The following is a 20,302-nucleotide window of genomic DNA, read 5'->3' as shown; positions in this document are numbered from 1 at the left end:
CGCCCGGCCGTTGTCAGTGGCCGCCGTCACCATGGGGACATGACCACCGACGCACCCGCACCGACCGGTCCACTCGCCGACGCCCGCTCCGGTGGCGCCGCGTACTGGGAGGCCGCGGCGGCCACCTTCGACGACGCCCCCGACCACGGCCTGCGGGATCCGGCGGTCCGCGCCGCCTGGGCCGCCCGGCTGCGCGGATGGCTGCCCGCGCCACCCGCCGGCCTTCTCGACCTCGGCTGCGGCACGGGCAGCCTCGCCCTGCTCGCGGCCGAAGCGGGCCACCGCGTCCTGGGGGTCGACCACGCGCCCGCCATGATCGCGCGCGCCCGCGCCAAGCTCGCCGGGCACGATGCCCGCTTCCTGCCCGGTGACGCGGCGCTCCCGCCGGTGGGGGAGGAGCGGTTCGACACCGTCCTGGTACGCCATGTCCTGTGGGCACTGCCCGACCCGCCGGCCGTGCTGCGTCACTGGGCGGGGCTGCTGGCCCCCGGCGGTCGGTTGGTCCTCATCGAGGGCCGCTGGGGCGAGGCCGATCCGACGGGTATCGCCGCCACCGAACTCCTCGCGTGCATACGGGAGCTGGGCCTCGGGTTCCGTGTCCATGTGGAGGATCTTTCCGGCGATCCGGCCCTGTGGGGAAGGGAGGTGTCCGATGAGCGCTACGCCCTGATCGCCGGCCTGCCCGGAGCCGCCTGAGGGGTGCCGGAGTGCGGCGCATGGCCGGCCGCGCGACCGTCGAGGGGACGCCCGGAGGCCCCGGCCTGGGGGCGGACCGCCGTGCCCCCCGGCCCTGCGCCCCACGCCTTCCCTCCCGGGGGCGTACCCGGCCCGCACCGCCCAGCGGATCGGCCTTGGCTCATTCCGGACAGTCCGGAATCTGTATAGGTGGTAGCTACAGCTATCCCGGCGTACCGTGATCAACGTGGGCCGCTGCCGGGATGCGGTGGTCCGCTGTCGACGAAGGAGCCGAGATGTGTGGAATCACCGGATGGATCTCCTACGACCGTAACCTCACCACCGAGCGTCCCACCCTTGAGGCGATGACCGAGACCATGGCGTGCCGTGGCCCGGACGCCGCCGGGATCTGGCTCGACACCCACGCCGCGTTCGGCCACCGCCGCCTCGCCGTCATCGACCTCGACGGCGGCAAGCAGCCCATGGCCGTCGAGCGCGACGGCCGCACCCTGCTCGTCACCACGTACAGCGGCGAGGTCTACAACTACCGCGAGCTGCGGACCGAGCTGGAGGGGCTGGGGCACACCTTCCGCACGCAGAGCGACACCGAGGTCGTGCTCCACGCGTACCTGGAGTGGGGCGAGGCGTTCACCGAGCGCCTCAACGGGATGTACGCCTTCGCGCTCTGGGACCCGCGGACCGAGGAGCTGCTCCTGGTCCGCGACCGGATGGGCATCAAACCGCTCTACTACCAGCCCACCCCGCACGGTGTGCTCTTCGGCTCCGAGCCGAAGGCGATCAACGCCCACCCCGAGGTGCGGCCCGCCGTCGACGCCGAGGGCCTGGCCGAGCTGATCACTTTCACCAAGACCCCCGGCCATGGCGTCTTCAAGGGCATGCACGAGGTCCGTCCCGGCCACACCGTCCGCGTCACCCGCGACGGTCTGACCACCCGCTGCTACTGGGCGCTCCAGGCGCGTGAGCACACCGACGACCTCGACACCACCGTCGGCCACATCCGCGGTCTGCTCGACGACATCGTCGCCCGCCAGCTCATCGCCGACGTCCCGCTGTGCACCCTGCTCTCCGGCGGCCTCGACTCGTCCGCGATCACCGCGCTCTCCGCCGGTGCGCTGGCCGCGCAGGGCAGCGGCCCGGTCCGCTCGTTCGCCGTCGACTTCACCGGGTACACCGAGAACTTCACCCCGGACGATCTGCGCGGCACCCCCGACGGCCCGTACGCCCACGCCCTCTCCGAGCATGTCGCCTCCGACCACCACGACATCGTGCTGGACACCGCAGCCCTGATGGACCCGGCGCACCGCGCCGCCGTCCTCGCCGCCCGTGACCTGCCCAACGGCTTCGGCGACGGCGACACCTCCCTCTACCTCCTCTTCAAGGCCGTACGGGAACAGTCGACGGTCGCGCTGTCCGGCGAATCGGCCGACGAGATCTTCGGCGGCTACCGCTGGTTCCACGACCCCGAGGCCGTGCACGCCGGCACCTTCCCCTGGATAGCCGCCGGTGTCTCGGGCCGCTTCTCCGGCGGCAACGCCGTCCGCGAGGCGCTGCTCGACCGCGCTCTCCTCGACCGGCTCGACCTCAAGGGCTACGAGGACCGCCGCTACCGCGAGGCGCTGGCCGAGGTCCCGTACCTGGACAGCGACGCCGGACTCCAGCGCCGGATGCGCGAGGTCAGCTATCTGCATCTGACCCGCTTCGTGCAGATCCTCCTCGACCGCAAGGACCGCGCCTCGATGGCCGTCGGCCTGGAGGTCCGCGTCCCGTTCTGCGACCACCGGCTCGTCGAGTACGTCTTCAACACCCCCTGGTCGATGAAGACGTTCGACGGCCGGGAGAAGTCGCTGCTGCGCGCCGCCGTCCGTGACGTTCTGCCCGCCTCCGTCGCCGACCGCGTCAAGAGCCCGTACCCCAGCACCCAGGACCCGGGGTACAACGAGGCGCTGCGGAACGAGCTGCGGGGCGTCGCCGCCGACCGGAACGCACCCGTCCAGCCGCTGCTGGACTCTGCCGTCGCCAAGGAGGTCACCGCCGACGGCGCGAGTGGCGACATCCGCCCGGGCGCCGAACTGATCCTCGGCCTCGACGCCTGGCTCCGCACCACGGGCACCACCCTGGAGCTGTGAACCGGACCGCCCCGGGGAGCACACTGCCACTCCCCGGGGCGGGTACCGGCCGGCCGGACCGCCCCTGACGCACAATGGGTGCGACAAACGCGTACGGCCTGCCCCGGGCCGTACCCGCCCGCACCCCAGGAGCGCCCGCCGTGTCCTCGCCGCAGCACCTCCGGATCATCCTCGACCCCCGGTCCGCCGACGCCCCGTTCGAGCAGGTCCGCGCCCGGATCGCCGACCAGGCCCGGTCCGGTGCCCTGCCCGTGGGGTACCGGCTCCCCACGGTCCGCGGCCTCGCCGACGAGCTGGGGATCGCCGCCAACACCGTCGCCAAGGCGTATCGCGCCCTGGAGGTCGACGGCGTGATCGAGACCCGCGGCCGTAACGGCAGCTTTGTCGCCGCGGCGGGCGAGGCCGCCGACAAGGAGGCCGCCACGGCCGCCGCCGACTACGCCCGCCGCGCCCACCGCCTGGGCCTGGACCACGATGCCGCCCTCGCCGCCGTCCGGGACGCGCTCCGCGCCGCGTACGGCACCGGCGGCTGACCCCGACGGCCCGTACGCGCAGACATGCCCGCCCGCACGGCTGCACGAATCGTGCGCCGCGCCGCGCCTATCGTGACGGCATGAGCAACCTCGATCTGAGACCCGTCACCAAACGCTGCGGGGGCAACGGCCGCACGGGGCCGGTCCGCGACGTCCAGCCCGGCAAGCAGGTGCCGCTCGGCGAGTCCACCCTCGTCCGCCGCCTGCTGCCCAACCTCGGCCGCCGCATGGTCGGCGCCTGGTGCTTCGTCGACCACTACGGTCCCGACGACATCGCCGACGAGCCCGGTATGCAGGTGCCGCCGCATCCGCACATGGGCCTGCAGACCGTCAGCTGGCTGCACGACGGTGAGGTGCTGCACCGCGACAGCCTGGGCAGCCTGCAGACCGTCCGCCCGCGCGAACTGGGCCTGATGACCTCGGGGCGGGCCATCGCGCACTCCGAGGAATCGCCACGCGACCACCCGCGGCTGCTGCACGGCGCGCAGCTGTGGGTCGCCCTGCCCGGCGAACACCGCCACACCGAGCCGTCGTTCGAGCACCACGACGACCTGCCCGTCATCACCGGGGCCGGCGGCCTGACCGCCACCGTCATCCTCGGCGAACTGGCCGGTGCCACCTCACCCGGCACCACGTACTCCCCGCTCGTCGGCGCCGACCTCGCCCTCACCGCCGGGACCGACACCCGGCTGCCGGTCGACCCGGACTTCGAGTACGCCGCCCTGACCATCTCCGGCGAGAGCGAGGTCGACGGCGTACGCCTCGCCCCCGGCTCCCTCCTCTACCTCGGCTGCGGCCGCACCGAACTCCCACTCCGCGCCCCCACCGACTGCGCCCTGCTCCTCCTCGGCGGCGAACCCTTCGAGGAGAACTTGATCATGTGGTGGAACTTCGTCGGCCGCACCCAGGACGACATCGAACAGGCCCGCGCCGACTGGGTGAGGGGAGACCGGTTCGGCACCGTTCACGGTTACGACGGCCCCCCGCTGCCTGCCCCTGAGCTGCCAGCAACACCCCTGAAACCGCGGGGACGAGCGCGCTGATCTGCACATTTCCTCTCGGGGAAGCAACAGGTGGCAGCGGGATCGTGAGAGTGACACCCAGCGTCGTGCCCAGGGCCGGAGTGGGCACCGCATCGGTGCTTTGGGGCCTCGCGGCCCTCCGGGGTTCGCTCATGTATGACCGCCTGTGCCAGTCCTGATACTGGCCTCATGCTGACTCTGCTGACGTTTAGTCAGGCACTCGCTGGCCGAGCTATAGCGTCAGGCCGGGAAACTCTTTCGGGCTCGTGCCTCAAGTTCGCAGGCGACGGCCTCGGCGGCCTGGATGAAACCGGCCGCGGCGTCACTGAGCGGCCGATTGCGGTGCCAGGCGATGCCAATCATCCGGGGGCTGACCCTCGCAAGCTCAAGGACCCGTATGCCTGGAATGTAAGGGTCCACCGCCATTCGGGGAACAAATGCGACCCCATAGTTTTGCGCGGCCAGGCTGAGCAACGTCGCGGTGCTGTTACTGCGAAACACCACCCGGTCCGCGTAGCTGGGGCGACCCAGCCGCGACTCCATGGAGTGCGCTGGACGCAGGTCGGCATACGTCGTCAGCGCAACGTCTGGGTGGTCCTCGAGGACCACCGGTTCAATCGCGTGAGCCATCGGTGAGTCGTCAGCCACGACGAGGACATAGGGGTCCTCGAGGAGTGCCCGCGACGCGAAGGGGCCCTCGATCAGCGGGAAAACGGCGAAGGTCAGGTCGAGGTCGTCTCGCTGGACCTGATCGAGCAGGTCGCCGTCGTCGGCTAGCTCGGTGAGCTCCACTTGGATCTTAGGAAAGTCCTGCCTGAAGCTCGCGAGAGCAGGGGGCAGAAGATGGGCGCCCACGCTCTCATAGCAGCCGACGCGCAGGATCCCGGCCGTGCCCTCAGAAAGCGCCGCGACGTCAGCTGCGAGCCGTTGCAGGGCCATGGTGAGGGCGTCCGCGTGCTGCATCAGCACCCGGCCAGCGGGCGTGAGCGACAGGGCCCTGCCGCCGGAGGAGCGGTTCACAACCTGGTGGTGGATCAGGTTCTCCAGCCGGACGATCTGCTGGCTGACCGCCGATTGCGTGTAGCCGAGTGAGTCCGCCGCGGCAGTAAAGGATCCCGTGCGCACCACCTCTGCGAGCGTCACGAAGTGACGGATATCCAAGCGCGCCCAGAGCTGTTTCACCGTAGCCCCCATAAGCAAACGGAATGTTAAGTAGAAAATAACCTCGCTTGTAGTGATGGGCCAGAGGCGAGAACCTTTTCGCACACCAAGTTCTCCCCTTGGAGGGAAGTGCAATGACCGAGTCGCAGCAGACCACACGCGCGTCGCAGGTGATTGATCTTGATCGCTACCCGATCGACCGTCTGGACAGCCCTAAGGGCAAGGCCCTGGTGGCGTTCTGCCAGGCATCCCTGGCCTTCGAGGGTGCCTGCCAGTTGCCCGGATTCATCCGGCCGATGGCCGTGGAGCGGCTTGCAGCGGAGGCGGTCGCCATGCGCGATCAGGCGTACCGCACCGACGCCAAGCACAACGTCTACTTCGAGGCCATCGCGGAGACCTCCACGCCCGATGACCCACGCTCATTGCTCCAACACTCCTCGAAGTCTGCGATCGCCTGGGACCTCATCGGTCCCGACTCGGCCCTGCGGATCGCCTACGAGTGGGATGCCCTCACCACCTTTCTCGGCCAGGCCCTCGAAATGCCCGAGTTCTATCGGTATGCCGACCCGTTGGGTGCCGCATCGTTGATGATCTTCGCCGAAGGTGACGAGCTCGGCTGGCACTTCGACCGCTCGCCGTTCGCAGTCACGCTCATGCTCCAGCCGGCCACCGAGGGCGGTGCCTACGAGTACCACCACCGCCTGCGCTGCCCCGACGATGAGAACAGGGCCGGCGTCGTCGCCGCACTGCAGGATGAGCAGCCCGGTCGGATCACACTCCCGAACGAGCCCGGCACGCTGAGCTTGTTCCGCGGCCAGTACTCACTGCACCGGGTGACCCCTGTGAAGGGCGACAACACCCGTATTAACGCTGTGCTCGCCTACTCCACGACGCCTGACGACAAGATGAACACGCTGACTCAGGAGCTCTTTTACGGTCGTAGCGCCTGACCTTGTCATGCGTGCCCACACGTCGACAGCCGTGAAGAGTCCCCGCTGCCCACCAAGGATCAGCGCTCTCCTCGTCGTCCCGGACAGGCAAGCGCTGAGTATCGGCATCCTCCTCAAGATCGCGTACGGAGACTAGCGCGTCAGCCAAGGTTCGCCCCGCTCGCCGCCCTGGCACGGCCGCCCCCAGCTACTGCTGGGAGGTGCCCCCGGCGGCGTTGCCGAATCAGCCGAGTAGGCCCACTACGAGGCCGATCCGGCGCCTTGCAGCTGACCGCACCAGGACGCCTCGCTACCGGGCAAACCTTGGCTGACGCGGCACATAGGCGGTTGTCGTACCAGAGAAAGTGTGGAAGCCGGTCGAGCGGACCCATGAGCGGCTGTCGGCGACGGCACTTCTGCGAGCAGGTCATCACGTCCCGGGCGGGAGACATCCGAGGAGGGACAAAAGGAGACGCTGCGCGCCCACCAGGGTGCCGACGCCGTCGGCACCCCACACCAGAGTTGTCGGGAGACATGCATGCCAATGGATGCGCAGGCGACAGACGGCCGCATAGCAAGGGTTCCGGCGGGCACCGCCCCGACGGAACCGATCACCAACTTCCATCTGCGGGTGACCGCCACCACCTTCGGTGCGAACTTCTCCGACGGCTATGCCCTCGGCATCATTGGCGCGGTCCTGCCCGTGCTCAGCACGACCATGCACTTGTCCGGCGTCTGGCAGGGACTACTCGGCGCCTCCGCGTTGATCGGACTGTTTCTCGGCAGCATCGTGCTCGGGCGGGTGGCGGACGCGGTCGGGCGCCAGAAGCTGTACCTGTACAACTTCTGGCTGATCACGATCGCTTCCGCTGCCCAGTTCTGGGCGCATTCCCCGCTCACGCTGTTCCTGCTCCGGCTGATCATCGGTTTCGGCCTCGGCTGCGACTACGCCGTCGGGCCGACCCTGCTCTCCGAGTTCGCCCCGCGCCGGGTACGTGGCGTGCTGCTGGGCTCGCTCACCGTGCTGTGGACCGTCGGCTACGTACTGGCCAACATCCTGGGCACCTACATCCCGATCACCGACAGCGCCGCGCACTGGCTGCTGGCCAGCGGGGCACTGCCCGCTCTCCTGGTGCTGCTGCTGCGGATCGGAATCCCGGAGTCCCCGAGCTGGCTGGCCGCCCGCGGCCGCGCCGCCGAGGCCGCGCAGATCCGCCGTAAATACCTCGGGCAATCCGAGGTCAACGCCGAGGACGCGCAGGCCACGGCCGCCGAGCAGCCTCCCACCGCCCGCTACCGTGAGCTCTTCGCCCGCGGTCAGGCGTCGAAGACCTGGTTTGGCGCCGTCTTCTTCAGCGCCCAGGTGCTTCCGTACTTCGCGATCTACACCTTCATGTCGCAGATCTTGAGCACCATGCATATCTCCAACACCGGCACCCAGAATCTGGTGCTCAACCTGGCCCTGCTGCTGGGCGGGGTCATCGGCCTGTGGCCGGTGCAGCGGATGGGCCGCCGACCGTTCACCATCGGCACCTTCGCGATCCTGACCGTCTGCCTGGCGACGATGGCCGTACTCAGCGACGCAACCGGCTGGGTGCTGACGATCCCGTTCCTCGTCTACACCTTTGTGATGGCTGCGGCGTCCAACATCACCCAGGTCTACCCGCCCGAGCTGTTCCCCACAGCGCTGCGCGGTTCCGGAGTCGGCTTCCTCAACGGCACCAGCCGAATCGCCTCAGCGGTGGGCACCTTCATCCTGCCTGTCAGCCTGACCCAGCTCGGCGTGGGCTGGTCGATGGGCTGGATGGCGCTGGTGCTGCTCATCGGCACGGTCGTCAGCCTCGCCTGGGCACCTGAGACCCGCGACACCCTCACCGCTGAAGATTGGCATCACTGATGACGAGCCCTCACCTCACTCTCGACGGGCACTCGCTCAGCGCCGACCAGGTCTCCTCCCTCGCCCGAGGCCAGGCCCAGCCCCTGCTGGACGCCAAGGCCCGCGAGCGGGTGCGGAAGGCCCGGAAGACCGCCGAGCGGGTAACCGCCCGACGCCGGGTCTACGGCTACACCACCGGTGTGGGCGCCAACCGGACAGCGACCGTTCCGGACTCCGCAGTGGACGCCTTCGGGATGCGACTGCTGCGCAGCCACAGCGGCGGTATCGGCCCGGTGGTGCCGGACGAACAGACCCGGGCGATGCTCGCGGTCCGGCTGAACCAGCTGCTGCGCGGCGGGGCGGCGATCGACGTCGCCGTAGTGGACCGCATCGCCGAGGCACTCACCCGCGGCCACCTGCCCACCGTGCACGCCTTGGGCGCGATCGGGACCGGGGACCTCTCCGCGCTCGGTGAGCTCGGCCTCACCCTGGCCGGCGAGCTGCCCTGGCGAGGCGGCTCCGGGCCCGCCCCCGCACCGTTGACGCTGACCCGTTGGGACGCCCTGCCCCTGATGTCCAGTGGCGCACTGACCATCGGCCAGTCCGCGCTCGCCGCCACCGATCTGGGACATCTGCTGGACCGGGTGCCGTTGGTCGCCGCAACGACCCTGACCGCGCTGCGCGGCTCCACCGAGCCGTACGCCACGTATGTGCACGACCTCCGTCCGCACGCGGGCGCGCAGCTGCTCGCGGCGCGGATGCGTGAGCTGCTGGCCGCGGCGGACTGGGACTCGCCCCTGGTACAGGATCCCTTCGGTCTGCGCTGCCTGCCGCAGGTGCACGGCGCGGCTCTGGACGCCTGGTCCGCGCTGGACCAGGTGCTCTCCGTGGAGATCAACGCCGCCGTGGAGAATCCGCTGCTCAACGCCGACGCGGAGGACTACCATCACCACGGTGGCTTCCACCTGGCCCGGCTGGGGCTGGCCCTCGACCAGTTCCGGCTGGGACTACTGGGCACCGCGGAGCTCTCCACGACCCGGCTCGGCATCCTGCTCGAACCGACCTTCACTGGGCTGCCGCCCTTCCTCGCCGAGGGTGAGGACGGCAGTAGCGGCCTCATGATCACCGAGTACGCGGCGCAATCCGCGGTGGCCGAGCTGCGCGGGGCGGCACAGCCGGTGGCTCTCGGCCACGCGGTCATATCGCGCGGGGTGGAGGAGCATGCGAGCTTCGCCTCCACCGGCGCCCGGCGGTTGCTGGAGTCGGTAGAGCACTTCGGCCTCGTACTGGCCTGTGAACTTGTGGCCGCGGTCCGCGCACTGCGGATGCGCGGGCTCGTTCCAGCAGGCGACGGCGAATTGCGGAGCTTTTACGAGGGCGCAGCGGAGCGGCTCAACTCATCCGTCGCCGACCGCAATCTCACCACAGACATTCACGAGGCAGTCGCGCTACTGGCCGCCAGTTGACCCGATACCTCACGAGCCGGAACACCGCGACAGCACATGACGGCTGGATCACCTGTGAGTTCTTGAGGTACGCACGGATGCGCGATGACCAGAGACATCAACGAATGGCAGCAGATGTGTCGCCCCCTTACGACTCTCCCAGGCGAACTGTGGATAGCCCGAAGTGGCGGCATTCAACAAGCCAGTGGACCCTCCCACACCGCGGCCCCCCAGCCGCAGCCGCTGCCCCACCCCGGAGCGGTCCACCGGAACATCATCTGTGACCAGGCCAGGGACATCCTGCTGCCCAGAACCCTGATCTACCCAACCAACCCCCAAACCCGCACGCTCTGTCGAAGTGTGACGGACCCCTGACCGCCCCCCTCTGCCCCCTCGCAGAGCACGCCCGGGCCAGGACACCCTCGACTGCACATCTCACAGGCTCCCGCCCGGTTCATGCGCCGTTGCCCGAGCGGGGACCGGCCTTCGGGACAGGCCTCAACACCCCTTGAGCGACGTGTCCCGAAGGCCGGATCACTGAGGTCTTCGCCGGCGTCACGGCCGCGTCGTCACCCCTGTCGGCCGCCTCAAGAGCAGCTACGGGGAACTCGTCCAAGGCACCGGCGGGGCCTCTGGCCCGGCTACCCAGAGCATCCGCCGCACGCTGCTGGACGTGCAGTACGGGCGCGCGGAGGACTCCCACGACTGGATGAAGCGTCTCGCCTGACGTTGCCGACCGCTACGCAGCCTTGTCCTGCACAACCCATAGATCCACCTTCACTGATGAGGAGCCTCATGCCGTACACAGTTAAGGGAGTCGTCTCCCGAGCCAAGGGGGAACCCGCTGAGTTGGTCGACATTGTGGTGCCTGACCCCGGCCCAGGGGAGGCAGTCGTCGACATCACCGCCTGCGGTGTCTGCCACACTGACCTGCACTACCGCGAGGGTGGCATCAGCGATGACTTCCCCTTCCTCCTGGGCCACGAGGCCGCCGGCGTGGTCTCCGCAGTGGGTGAGGGCGTCATCAACGTCGCCGTGGGCGACACCGTGGTATTGAACTGGCGTGCGGTGTGCGGTCAATGCCGCGCCTGCAAGCGCGGGGAGCCGCACTACTGCTTCAACACCTACAACGCCGCCCAGTCCATGACCCTGACTGACGGGACCCCGCTGTCGCCGACCCTGGGTATCGGCGCCTTCTGTGAAAAGACCTTGGTGCACTCCGGGCAGTGCACCAAGGTCGATGCCGCCGCCGACCCCGCGGTTGCCGGGCTGCTGGGATGCGGGGTGATGGCTGGGATCGGCGCAGCGGTCAACACCGCCCCCGTCCGGCGGGGACAGACCGCGGCAATCATCGGCTGCGGCGGAGTGGGCTGCGCCGCCGTTGCCGGGGCCGCCCTGGCCGGGGCGCGGCGCGTCATCGCCGTCGACCTCGACGACAAGAAGCTGGGCTGGGCCACCGATCTGGGGGCCACGCACACGATCAACTCCGCCGGCATGGACGAGGGCGCGGTGGTAGCCGCCATCCAGAGCCTGACCGGCGGGTTCGGCGCCGACGTGGTCATCGACGCCGTGGGACGGCCGGAGACCTGGCGGCAGGCCTTCTACGCCCGCGACCTGGCCGGTACGGTCGTCCTGGTCGGGGTGCCCACCCCGGGGATGGAGCTTCAACTGCCGCTGCTGGACGTCTTCGGGCGCGGCGGAGCGCTGAAGTCCTCCTGGTACGGCGATTGCCTACCGGAGAGGGACTTCCCCATGCTGATCGACCTCCACCTGCAGGGGCGGCTCAACCTGGACGCATTCGTCTCCGAGACCATCGCCCTGGACCAGGTGGAGGAGGCGTTCGCCAAGATGCACCGCGGCGAGGTGCTGCGCTCGGTTGTGGTCCTGTGATGGCGGCGGCACCAGGCACAGGGAAGACCCGCATCGACCACCTCGTCACCTCCGGCACCTTCTCCCTGGACGGCGGCACCTGGGAGGTCGACAACAACGTCTGGCTGGTCGGCGACGACCACGAGGTCATCATCATCGATGCCGCGCACGACGCCGACGTCATCGCGGCGAACGTTGGGAACCGTAGGGTGCGCGCCATCGTGTGTACCCACGCCCACGACGACCACATCAACGCTGCCCCGGCGCTGGCCGACCTGACCGGCGCCCCCATCCTCCTCCACCCAGCTGACTTCCCCCTGTGGCGGCAGACCCACCCTGGGCGGCTGCCCGACGCTGACCTCGCCGACGGCCAGGTCTTCACCGTCGCTGGTATCCGCCTGCACATCCTCCATACTCCCGGGCACGCGCCCGGCGCCGTCTGCTTGCACGCGCCGGAGCTAGGCGTTCTCTTCTCCGGAGACACCCTCTTCCAGGGGGGCCCGGGCGCGACCGGCCGCTCGTTCTCCGACTTCCCCACGATCATCAGCTCGGTCCGCGACCGTCTGCTCTGCCTTCCCGAGGGCACCACGGTGCACACCGGACATGGCGCCGATACCAGCATCGGCGAAGAGGCACCCCACCTGCAGACCTGGATCGATCGCGGTTGCTGACCCCGGGGGAATGTCAGTGTCCTCGTAGGGTCTGAGAGGGCGTTTGAAGTAGGCGGATTGCCCTTTGTCTCCTAGTAGGTTCCTCACCAGGTGGGTGTGGTCTCGTCCGTTATGCGCTTGGCGAGGTTGTCGATCGAGGCGATGTGGATCATCGCTTCGGAGCTGGCAGTGAGGGTCTCGTAGTCGCGGGCGAGGCGGGCCCTGCCAAACAGGCCAGCGTCTACCCGGCTGGTCAGGGCAAGTGTGGCCACGCAGCGCAGCCGTGGCCCGTGGCCGAGCGCTCGGCGAAGTGGGCAAGTGCCGATCGCTGTGCGGCAGGGGCCGGCGCGGCGCTCCAACCGGCTCGATGGCCGCGATGGGTTCCCTTCGCCTTCTTCCGTGCCGGCGCACGTGCCCTGGCAGGGACCGCACCCCACACCGCCCCGCGCTGCCGCCCTCGGGACGGCCCTGTCGTCGCACCTACCGCCTCGTGCCCCAACCGTGCCCTCCAGCACGGTCAACAACGGTCATAAGCGGTGCTCCAGAGCGCTTCCGAACAGGCGATCTCAGCATCGTTTTCCCTGGTCAGAGACCATTTCGAGCGCTCATGCCCCTGGATTCCCAAGCTCAGAGCGCGGGTTCGATTCCCGTCACCCGCTCCATAGCGAGGGCCCTGGTCAGCGACCAGGGCCCTTTCTGCTGGTCCCTTCAAGGACCTCGCATTACTGACACACCACTAGCCAGGACCTCACGAGGGAGCATCAGGAGCGCCCCTGGGCACCTGACCGAACCCTCGCTCCAGCCAGCTACCGGATCCCGAGTTCGAGTTCGCGTCCCGCCTCGGCACATCAACTACCGGCCAGGCAACGACTGGTGAGAGCCCCAGCCCGGCTGGCGCCCTCCTCTATCCCGCAGGCCGACGGCACCTTTTCGGCCGTCTGCCAGCGCGCACCACCGTCTGGCAGGCTGCGATCGCGGCGAACAGGCTCCGGCATCGTGGTGAGGCAACTGGTCACATCCGCAGTGGAGATGACCGACGACTACCGGAACATCCGGCTCGGCGTCGCGCACACGCCGAGCTTCACCGGCCCGGCCCGCTCCACGGGCACGGCCGGCACAGGGGCATGGATCCGGAGCCCGGATCCCGTGACGGCCGCGGTCAGGAACGTCTTCGGGCGGGTGCGGACGGGCGAGGCAGCAGCCACGGCACGGTTGGGTCATAGCGTCCGCTATGCGGCAACAGGGGGCTTCCCGCCGTTAAGGCACGGATGGATGTTTCGGTACCCCGCAGCGTGGGGAAAAACCCCCGTAACCGAACCAAACGGGCTGCCCATCCCTGTCGGGGTACGCGGCCCGCTGCGTTTTCGTGACGTGGCTTCTGTGATGGTGGGTTGTGCAGCCCGGACGGGGATCGCTGGACCTGCGTGCTCCCCACGGGGAACTTGCCGGGCCGAGGGCGGCCCCTTCCGAAGAGGTCCACATGAGTACCACCCTCCAGACAACGCAGCAGGAACTGCCACAGCTTCTTTCCCTCCCCGGCCAGGCGTGGCCGCCCGCCCCGGCGGGTGAGGTGAGCCGGGCGGCAGCCCCGGCGCTCACGCTTCTGGCAATCCCGCCGATCCCTGTCGGCTCCAACCCGGTCGGGTTGGCGTTCGCCCCCAGCGGCGACCTCTACGTCGCCAACTCCGGATCGTCCAACGTGTCGGTGATCAGCACCGCCACTGACACCGTCGTCGGCGCCCCGATCGCCGTCGGCGGTACGCCGGTCTGGCTGACGGTCGCCCCCAACGGCAACGCCTACGTCCCCAACAGCGGGTCGAACACCGTGTCGGTGATCGACACCACCACCAACACCGTCATCGGCGCCCCGATCCCCGTCGGCAACCAGCCGGCCGCGGCGGCGGCCACCCCCAACGGCAACGTCTACGTCACCAACTTCGCCGCGAACACCGTGTCGGTGATCGACACCACCACCAACACCGTCGTCGGCGCCCCGATCCCCGTCGGCGCCCAGCCGGTCGGGGTGGCGGTGGCCCCCAACGGCAACGCCTACGTCGTCAACCGGGGATCAAACAACGTGACGGTGATCAACACCGCCACCAACACCGTCGTCGGCGCCCCGATCCCCGTCGGCAACCAGCCGAACTTCGTGGCGATCGCTCCCAACGGCAACGCCTACGTCGCCAACATCGGATCGAACACCGTGACGGTGATCGACACCACCACCAACACCGTCATCGGCCTCCCGATCCCCGTCGGCAACCAGCCGTGGGGAATCGCGGTCGGCCCCAACGGGAACGCCTACACGGCCAACCGGGCGTCGAACAATGTGACGGTGATCGACACTGCCACCAACACCGTCGTCGGCGCCCCGATCCCCGTCGGCAGCGGACCGATCGCCGTGGCGGTCGCCGTCAACGGCAAGGTCTACGTCACCAACATCAACTCGAACAACGTCAGCGTCATCCAATTCCCCCCGACGCTGAGCACCATCAACCCCACCCAAGGGCCCGTCACGGGCGGCACGGTCGTGACGATCACCGGCACCAACCTGACCGGGGCGAGCGTCGACATCGGCGGCAACCCCGCCACCGGGGTGAGCGTCAACGCCGCCGGCACACAGCTCACCGCCACCACTCCGCCCGGGGCGGCCGGTCCGGCGACCGTCACCGTCACCACCCCCGGTGGCAGCGCCAGCCTGGTGAACGGCTTCACCTACGTGCTGCCCGTCCACGCCACCTCGCTGACCGCGACCCCGGCGCTGGCGAAGCTGTTCCCGCCGCACGTGTACTTCCCGTTCCTGACCGCCACACTGACCGACCAGGTCACCGGCCTTCCGGTGCCCGGCCAACCCATCACCTTCAAAGCCGGCACCAACGTCCTGGGCATCGCCAACACCAACGCCCAAGGCGTCGCCCAGGTGAACGAGACCCTCACCCTGACGCTCATCCTCCGCAACGGCGGCTATGACGTCACCTTCGCCGGCGCGATCACCCCGTCAGCCATCCTGTCCCCGTCCAGCGCCCACGCGGGAGTCATCGAACCCTGACCCCCGCCCGGCCATCGGCCGACCCGGCGACACCGACGGGCGCAGCCCAAGCACCGTGCCACACCACGCCCGAGCAGTCGGCGGGTCACCAGGGCAACCGCCAGCATTCCGTGTGCTCTCAAGACCAGGAGCACACGGAATGCCCTCCTCCTCGGTGAGGTCCTGAGATCGGTAGCCTCCCGACGCGGGCCGTGCCCTCCGCGTGCCCCAACGGGCGGTAAATTCCTCGGTGTACTCCTTGAAGCGCATCTGTCCGTACTTCTGGATGCGCTCGGCCTTCGACGGGGGAGTCTTGCGCTTCTCGTTGCAGATGTCCGTCAAACGCTCGATGGCCTGGTCCTGGGTGGAGAAGCCGTCCTCCTCCGTCTGCTTGCCTGCCGCGTTGCGGTACCTGATCGGGTACGAGTGCGGGCACTTGGACCACCGGGACTCGGGGTGCGCGCAGTCCTTGAAGAAGGTGCCCATGCCGCGGGCCAGTGCTTTGGTTGCCATGGTTTTGCTGACTCCGGAGTCCGATGCTGACTGTTTGCTCACCGCCAGATGGTCCGGATAGCCTTGACCTGGGCTGAACCGTGATTCCCGTGGTACGTGGTGGAACTTCGTCGGCCGCACCCAGGACGACATCGAACAGGCCCGCGCCGACTGGATGACGGGCGACCGCTTCGGCACCGTACGCGGCTACGACGGGGCCCGGCTGCCTGCTCCGGCGTTGCCGGGGTGCCGTTGAAGGCGCGGGGGAGGGTGCGCTGAGCTGCGCTTCCGGTCCCGGGGAAGCGGCATGGGGCGGAGCGGCCGGGCGGGAGCCGCCCGCGGGAGAACGCTCAGCCGCTGGCCGGGACGGCCGGGGGTGCACAGAAGGTCACGGTCGGCCCGTAGGAGCCGTCCTCCTCGCCGCTCACCTCGACGGTGATCTCCCGGTCGGGGTGGCGCGCGGACAGGACTCCCCGCCAGCACTCTCCCAGGCCAGCGCGAGTTGGGGCAGCTCCGCCCCGAGCCGGTCGTCATCCGCCAAGGGGGTGTTGCCGAACATGTCCCACAACTCCACGTGGTTGACGACGGCCTCGATACGTCGCCGGTCGTCGCCCAGGTTCGTGAACCAGTCGTCGACGGTGTCCTGACGGAAGCGCTCCTTGAGGAACACGCAACCGCGGTACTCGACCGTCTCCGGGCAGAAGAGCCAGGCCGCGGCCAGCACGAAACGCAGACCGCCCTCGAAGTCGAGGTAGTCGCAGGGGGAGAGCCGCTCGTCCCGCCAGTCGGTCCGCCATGCCGTGAAGAACAACGGCAGCTCACGCTCGGACCACGCCGGTGTGCTGCTGCTCACGGGGTCTCCCAGGGGAACGCGGCGCGCACCGGCCTCGACGGGCGCACGGAGGCTTGACCGGTCATTGGATGTGGCCTGTTCACAGCCCCGGTCCTCACCGTCGGCGACGATGCTACGGGTGTGCTGACCCGGGCCCGCCGCGCCCGGCACCCGTTCACCCGTTCCTCTCCAGCCACTCCCTGGCCTCCCGGGCGTACTGCGGTGCCCATTGGGGGGTCCAGCGGCGGAAGTAGACGTGCATGGCGAGGGCGTGGAGCAGATGGGCGAGGGAGAGCCGCCGCTCCCAGTCGTCCGGGAGGGGGTGTGCCGCGGCGTAGGCGGTGAGGAAGGTGTCGAGGCCGTCCGGGAAGTGGGCGAAGAGATGCTCGTCGAGTTTGCCGAAGTCGCGGAAGCGGTCGGCGTAGGTGGCGTGTTCGAAGTCGAGGACGCAGCTGATCCGGCCGTCGCGGACGAGGACGTTCGGCAGCCACAGATCGCCGTGGGTGAGGGCGGGGACGTTCGCGGTGTCGTCCAGCCGTGTCAGGGTGGCGCGGAGCGCGGAACGGAGGGTGTCGGCGTCGCCGATCAGGGTGAGGTCGGCCTGTGGAAGGAGTGCCTCCAGTTCGGTTTCGACCGATTCCCGTAGCGACGAGGTCGTGGGGCCGTCGGTCACGTCCCCGTAGTGGGGTCCCTTGACGGCGTGCAGCCGTCCGGTGAGGTCGCCGAGGTCCTGGAGCAGTGTCAGCCGCTGGTCCGGGCCGAGGGTTTCCCATACGTCGTCCGCGGCATCGCCCTCCTGGTACTCCTGGATGAGCAACGGGCCGCCCAGGGAGGGTTCGTGGGGCAGCAGCCGCCGGTACCGCACCACGGGGATGCCGTGTGCGGCCGCCACCTGCGCGGCGGTGACGAGCCGTCGCAGATGTGCGGCGGACGGTTCGCGTTGCACCACCTTGACCAGCAGGCGGCCCTCGTCGGTGTCGGCCACCCACTGCCTGCTGGTGTAGCCCTTGTCGAGGGGGCGGACCGCGGTGACATCGGTCTGCGGGAACTCCCTCCGGAGGAGGGCCCGGATGTCGTGGAGCGTGCCCGCGGGGTCGGTCGGCATCGTGGGGTCGGCCGGCATGGGGGATCACCTGTTCTTCGGACGCTCTTCGGCGGTCTTCGGGGGTTCTTCGGGGGCGCTGCGGAGTTGATCCGCAGGGTCCCTGCGGGGTGGGGCGTGGCCGGTGCCGTCCCGGCGTGTTCCGGGGGGGCGCCCTCGTCCGGGCAACGTAGGGGATGCGCCGCGGGGTACCGCCCGATGTCGCCGGCGGGTCTCCGCTCCATGCGCCCGCGGGTCTCCGCTCCGTACGCCCGGGGCGGGGCGGGGGCCGGGTGCGAGGATGGCGATATGGGATCTGAGGACGGATATCTGCTCGACAACAGGCGGCGCGAGGCGGGGCGGCGTTTCGACGCGTTCGCGGAGCTTTTCGACCCGTGGACGTTCACCCACCTCGACCGGCTGGGGATCGGCGAGGGGTGGCGCTGCTGGGAGGTCGGCGCGGGCGGGGCCTCGGTGCCCGCGGGGCTCGCCGGGCGCGTCGGGCCGACCGGCCGGGTCTGGGCGACGGACCTCGACACCTCGTGGCTGACCGGCCCCGGCACCGCCACGACCGAGGTGTTGCGGCACGACGTGACCCGGGACGAGCCGCCCGCCACCGGCCTGGATCTGGTCCATGCGCGGCTGCTGCTGGTGCATCTGCCGGACCGGGCGGCGGTCCTCGAACGACTGGTCTCGGCGCTGCGGCCCGGCGGCTGGCTGGTGGTGGAGGACGCCGACCCGGCGCTGCAGCCCCTCGCCTGCCCGGCCGAGGAGGGGCCCGAGGGGGAGCGGGCCGAGCGCATCCGCCGGGGGTTCCGTGCGCTGCTCGCCGGGCGGGGCGCGGATCTGGCGTTCGGCCGTTCCCTGCCGAAGCTGCTGCGCGGCGCGGGGCTGGTGGACGTACAGGCCGAGGGGTATTTCCCGGTCACCTCGCCCGCCTGCCGCGAGTTGGAGGCAGCGACGGTACGGCATGTGCGCGGGGAGCTGACGGAGTCCGGGGCGGCGACGGATGCGGAGATCGACGCGCACCTGGAGTGGCTGGCCCGGGAGGACGTCGCGGTCACTCCGGCGCCGCTGATCACCTGCTGGGGGCGGAGCGGCGAGAGCTGACGGGGCGCACCGGCGCACCCCTCGCGACGCACGCCCCCGTATGCACCCCCCCCGCGCCGCGGCGTCGGGCCTCCGCGCGCCGGGCCGCGGTGACGTCGAGGAGTTCGGTGAGTTCGTAGCGGAGCGCATCGGTCTCGGCGGCGGTCGCCGGGGCCGGGCCGTCGGCCGGCCGCCGCCGCATCTCCGCCTGCAGCCGGGCGCCGAGCCCGTCCTCGTCCACGAGGAGCGCGCCTTGGGCCAGCAGCCGGGGGATGCCCGGCCAGCGACGCCGGAAGCCGTCCTCGCAGTGGGTGGCGAGCGTCCGCTCGTCGTGGACGAGCAGCTCCACCGGCCAGCCCTCCCACCACAGCGCGCGATGTCGCGGCGCCGCCATCCGCGGCTGTACCGCCACCATGTCGAGGTCGGACATCGGTGTGCGGTGGACGGGCAGTACGCTGCCGCCCACGACCACCATCCGTGCCTCGGGCAGCAGTTGCCGCGCCACCGCTGCCGCCGCCACGACCGGTTCCTCGCGCGCGGATGCCATTTCCCCGTCCTCCTGGCGGCATGGCCGACAAGTCGCCCATTCCTCCGCCGCGCTCGGGTCAACCATCTAATCTGGCTATGAGCGGATGAGGGGCGGCACCGTCCGCCCCGCGACCGCGCGCAGCGCCGAAAGAGGCGACAGCGGAGTCGAGTTGAGGTGGGGATCGGACATATGGCGAGATTCAGGATGAGCCGTCGCGGCCGGACGGTCGCGTACACGATGGCGGGCACTGTGCTCGCCCCGCTGCTGGCCGGTCTCGGGGCCGCGCCCGCACAGGCCGCGTCCGGCTCCTGGTGCGGCGGCGCCCGGGGGCCGTACCAGAAGCAGGCCGAGAAGTTCCTGGGCCGCAAGGTCGACGGCAAGCAGTCCCAGGGGGACTGCCGGGCGATCCGCGCATTCCAGGTCAGCCACGCCATCCACCCTCAGTACGGCTACGCGGGGCCCGTGACCTGGAAGATGATGAAGGTCGTCAAGCCGCAGCGGGACGCTCGCAGCAACCCCAACCGCGCCGGACGCTGCCCCACCAACCGGGGCCGCATCGCCTGCGTCGACCTGACCCGGCAGATCAGCTGGATCCAGGACGGCCGGCACCTCGTCAAGCGCCCGGTGCCCGTCCGCACCGGCCGCAACGGCAACGAGACCCGCACCGGCCTGCACAAGGTCTTCTGGCGGCACAAGAACCACGTGTCGTCGCTGTACCACGTCTCGATGCCGTACTCCCAGTTCTTCGACGGCGGCCAGGCGTTCCACGCGATCAGCGGCAGCGTCTGGTCCGCCCCGGGCTCGCACGGCTGCGTCAACATGCGCACCGCCGACGCCAAGGCGTACTGGAAGCTGCTCTCCACCGGTGACGACGTCTTCGTCTACGGACGCAAGCCCGGCACCTGAGCCACCGCACGGCATACGACGGCGCCCGGGACCGGCAG

The 20,302-nt window shown here is 69.9% G+C and carries 17 protein-coding genes and 2 pseudogenes; 13 read left to right on the top strand and 6 right to left on the bottom strand.

Annotated elements, in window-relative coordinates:
• Positions 1-39 precede the first annotated feature (39 nt).
• From OG422_RS05725 to OG422_RS05710, 4 genes are all read left to right on the top strand, one after another.
• Complete coding sequence (locus OG422_RS05725; RefSeq protein ID WP_405740412.1) at positions 40-696, top strand: class I SAM-dependent methyltransferase; 657 nt, start codon at positions 40-42, stop codon at positions 694-696.
• Between the two features lie 275 nt (positions 697-971).
• Positions 972-2,822, top strand: coding sequence for an asparagine synthase (glutamine-hydrolyzing) (gene asnB / locus OG422_RS05720; protein ID WP_143940187.1), 1,851 nt, complete (start codon positions 972-974; stop codon positions 2,820-2,822).
• A gap of 140 nt (positions 2,823-2,962) precedes the next feature.
• On the top strand, positions 2,963-3,355 hold the full coding sequence (locus OG422_RS05715) for a GntR family transcriptional regulator (RefSeq protein ID WP_405740408.1): 393 nt from the start codon (positions 2,963-2,965) through the stop codon (positions 3,353-3,355).
• A gap of 80 nt (positions 3,356-3,435) precedes the next feature.
• Positions 3,436-4,398 (top strand): pirin family protein, encoded by a 963-nt coding sequence (locus tag OG422_RS05710; RefSeq protein ID WP_405740405.1) that lies wholly within the window; start codon positions 3,436-3,438, stop codon positions 4,396-4,398.
• A gap of 219 nt (positions 4,399-4,617) precedes the next feature.
• Here the strand turns inward: OG422_RS05710 and OG422_RS05705 are convergent, their stop codons facing one another.
• Positions 4,618-5,559 carry a LysR family transcriptional regulator gene (locus OG422_RS05705; RefSeq protein WP_405740402.1) on the bottom strand — a complete coding sequence of 314 codons (942 nt, stop codon included), beginning with the start codon at positions 5,557-5,559 and terminating at the stop codon, positions 4,618-4,620.
• A gap of 113 nt (positions 5,560-5,672) precedes the next feature.
• Here OG422_RS05705 and OG422_RS05700 point away from each other — a divergent pair, with 113 nt between their 5' ends.
• From OG422_RS05700 to OG422_RS05680, 5 genes are all read left to right on the top strand, one after another.
• Complete coding sequence (locus tag OG422_RS05700) at positions 5,673-6,488, top strand: hypothetical protein (RefSeq protein ID WP_405740399.1); 816 nt, start codon at positions 5,673-5,675, stop codon at positions 6,486-6,488.
• Positions 6,489-7,005: 517 nt separating this feature from the next.
• Positions 7,006-8,364 (top strand): MFS transporter, encoded by a 1,359-nt coding sequence (locus OG422_RS05695; RefSeq protein ID WP_405740396.1) that lies wholly within the window; start codon positions 7,006-7,008, stop codon positions 8,362-8,364.
• The gene (locus tag OG422_RS05690; RefSeq protein ID WP_405740393.1) at positions 8,364-9,809 is read left to right on the top strand and encodes an aromatic amino acid ammonia-lyase; all 1,446 of its coding nucleotides are present in this window, start codon (positions 8,364-8,366) and stop codon (positions 9,807-9,809) included. The genes OG422_RS05695 and OG422_RS05690 overlap by 1 nt, the downstream gene beginning before the upstream one ends.
• Before the next feature lie 774 nt (positions 9,810-10,583).
• The gene (locus OG422_RS05685) at positions 10,584-11,678 is read left to right on the top strand and encodes an S-(hydroxymethyl)mycothiol dehydrogenase (protein WP_405740390.1); all 1,095 of its coding nucleotides are present in this window, start codon (positions 10,584-10,586) and stop codon (positions 11,676-11,678) included.
• Positions 11,678-12,328, top strand: a complete 651-nt coding sequence (locus tag OG422_RS05680) for an MBL fold metallo-hydrolase (protein WP_405740387.1) — start codon at positions 11,678-11,680, stop codon at positions 12,326-12,328. The genes OG422_RS05685 and OG422_RS05680 overlap by 1 nt, the downstream gene beginning before the upstream one ends.
• 83 nt (positions 12,329-12,411) lie before the next feature.
• On the opposite strand, the pseudogene OG422_RS05675 reads toward OG422_RS05680, so the two are convergent.
• Positions 12,412-12,525: pseudogene (locus tag OG422_RS05675) on the bottom strand (IS5/IS1182 family transposase); the annotation flags it as partial.
• A gap of 1,262 nt (positions 12,526-13,787) precedes the next feature.
• Between OG422_RS05675 and OG422_RS05670 the strand changes: the two are divergent.
• Complete coding sequence (locus tag OG422_RS05670) at positions 13,788-15,356, top strand: IPT/TIG domain-containing protein (protein ID WP_405740385.1); 1,569 nt, start codon at positions 13,788-13,790, stop codon at positions 15,354-15,356.
• Here OG422_RS05670 and OG422_RS05665 read toward each other — a convergent pair.
• Entirely contained in the window at positions 15,306-15,890 is a 585-nt protein-coding gene (locus OG422_RS05665) for a hypothetical protein (protein WP_405740382.1), read from the bottom strand. The two genes, OG422_RS05670 and OG422_RS05665, sit on opposite strands and share 51 nt — an antisense overlap.
• Positions 15,891-15,945: 55 nt before the next feature.
• Between OG422_RS05665 and OG422_RS05660 the strand changes: the two are divergent.
• Positions 15,946-16,106 (top strand): annotated as a pseudogene (locus tag OG422_RS05660) (pirin); the annotation flags it as partial.
• Positions 16,107-16,251: 145 nt separating this feature from the next.
• Here the strand turns inward: OG422_RS05660 and OG422_RS05655 are convergent.
• Positions 16,252-16,680, bottom strand: coding sequence for a hypothetical protein (locus OG422_RS05655; RefSeq protein ID WP_405740379.1), 429 nt, complete (start codon positions 16,678-16,680; stop codon positions 16,252-16,254).
• A 154-nt stretch (positions 16,681-16,834) separates the two neighbouring features.
• A complete protein-coding gene (locus OG422_RS05650; RefSeq protein ID WP_405740376.1) occupies positions 16,835-17,782 on the bottom strand; it encodes a phosphotransferase family protein in 948 nt (315 codons plus the stop codon).
• 267 nt (positions 17,783-18,049) lie between these two features.
• Between OG422_RS05650 and OG422_RS05645 the strand changes: the two genes are divergently transcribed.
• Positions 18,050-18,850, top strand: a complete 801-nt coding sequence (locus OG422_RS05645; RefSeq protein WP_143943066.1) for a methyltransferase domain-containing protein — start codon at positions 18,050-18,052, stop codon at positions 18,848-18,850.
• On the opposite strand, the gene OG422_RS05640 is transcribed toward OG422_RS05645, so the two are convergent.
• The gene (locus OG422_RS05640; protein ID WP_405740373.1) at positions 18,819-19,376 is read right to left on the bottom strand and encodes a nucleotidyltransferase domain-containing protein; all 558 of its coding nucleotides are present in this window, start codon (positions 19,374-19,376) and stop codon (positions 18,819-18,821) included. The two genes, OG422_RS05645 and OG422_RS05640, sit on opposite strands and share 32 nt — an antisense overlap.
• A 171-nt stretch (positions 19,377-19,547) precedes the next feature.
• Here OG422_RS05640 and OG422_RS05635 point away from each other — a divergent pair, with 171 nt between their 5' ends.
• Positions 19,548-20,264 (top strand): L,D-transpeptidase, encoded by a 717-nt coding sequence (locus OG422_RS05635; RefSeq protein ID WP_405740370.1) that lies wholly within the window; start codon positions 19,548-19,550, stop codon positions 20,262-20,264.
• Positions 20,265-20,302: the final 38 nt, after the last annotated feature.

This window comes from Streptomyces sp. NBC_01525, from assembly GCF_045040405.1.
In the GTDB taxonomy this organism is placed as follows: Bacteria; Actinomycetota; Actinomycetes; order Streptomycetales; family Streptomycetaceae; genus Streptomyces; species Streptomyces benahoarensis.
This window is presented reverse-complemented; position numbering and strand designations above follow the sequence as displayed.

Bases quoted from the DNA above. Each gene is read 5' to 3' on its own strand.
- OG422_RS05685 (WP_405740390.1), top strand. From the start codon at position 10,584: ATGCCGTACACAGTTAAGGGAGTCGTCTCCCGAGCCAAGGGGGAACCC.
- OG422_RS05695 (WP_405740396.1), top strand. From the start codon at position 7,006: ATGCCAATGGATGCGCAGGCGACAGACGGCCGCATAGCAAGGGTTCCG.
- OG422_RS05700 (WP_405740399.1), top strand. From the start codon at position 5,673: ATGACCGAGTCGCAGCAGACCACACGCGCGTCGCAGGTGATTGATCTT.
- OG422_RS05710 (WP_405740405.1), top strand. From the start codon at position 3,436: ATGAGCAACCTCGATCTGAGACCCGTCACCAAACGCTGCGGGGGCAAC.
- OG422_RS05640 (WP_405740373.1), bottom strand. From the start codon at position 19,376: ATGGCATCCGCGCGCGAGGAACCGGTCGTGGCGGCGGCAGCGGTGGCG.
- OG422_RS05670 (WP_405740385.1), top strand. From the start codon at position 13,788: ATGAGTACCACCCTCCAGACAACGCAGCAGGAACTGCCACAGCTTCTT.
- OG422_RS05680 (WP_405740387.1), top strand. From the start codon at position 11,678: ATGGCGGCGGCACCAGGCACAGGGAAGACCCGCATCGACCACCTCGTC.
- OG422_RS05635 (WP_405740370.1), top strand. From the start codon at position 19,548: ATGGCGAGATTCAGGATGAGCCGTCGCGGCCGGACGGTCGCGTACACG.
- OG422_RS05650 (WP_405740376.1), bottom strand. From the start codon at position 17,782: ATGCCGGCCGACCCCACGATGCCGACCGACCCCGCGGGCACGCTCCAC.
- OG422_RS05645 (WP_143943066.1), top strand. From the start codon at position 18,050: ATGGGATCTGAGGACGGATATCTGCTCGACAACAGGCGGCGCGAGGCG.
- asnB (WP_143940187.1), top strand. From the start codon at position 972: ATGTGTGGAATCACCGGATGGATCTCCTACGACCGTAACCTCACCACC.
- OG422_RS05690 (WP_405740393.1), top strand. From the start codon at position 8,364: ATGACGAGCCCTCACCTCACTCTCGACGGGCACTCGCTCAGCGCCGAC.
- OG422_RS05725 (WP_405740412.1), top strand. From the start codon at position 40: ATGACCACCGACGCACCCGCACCGACCGGTCCACTCGCCGACGCCCGC.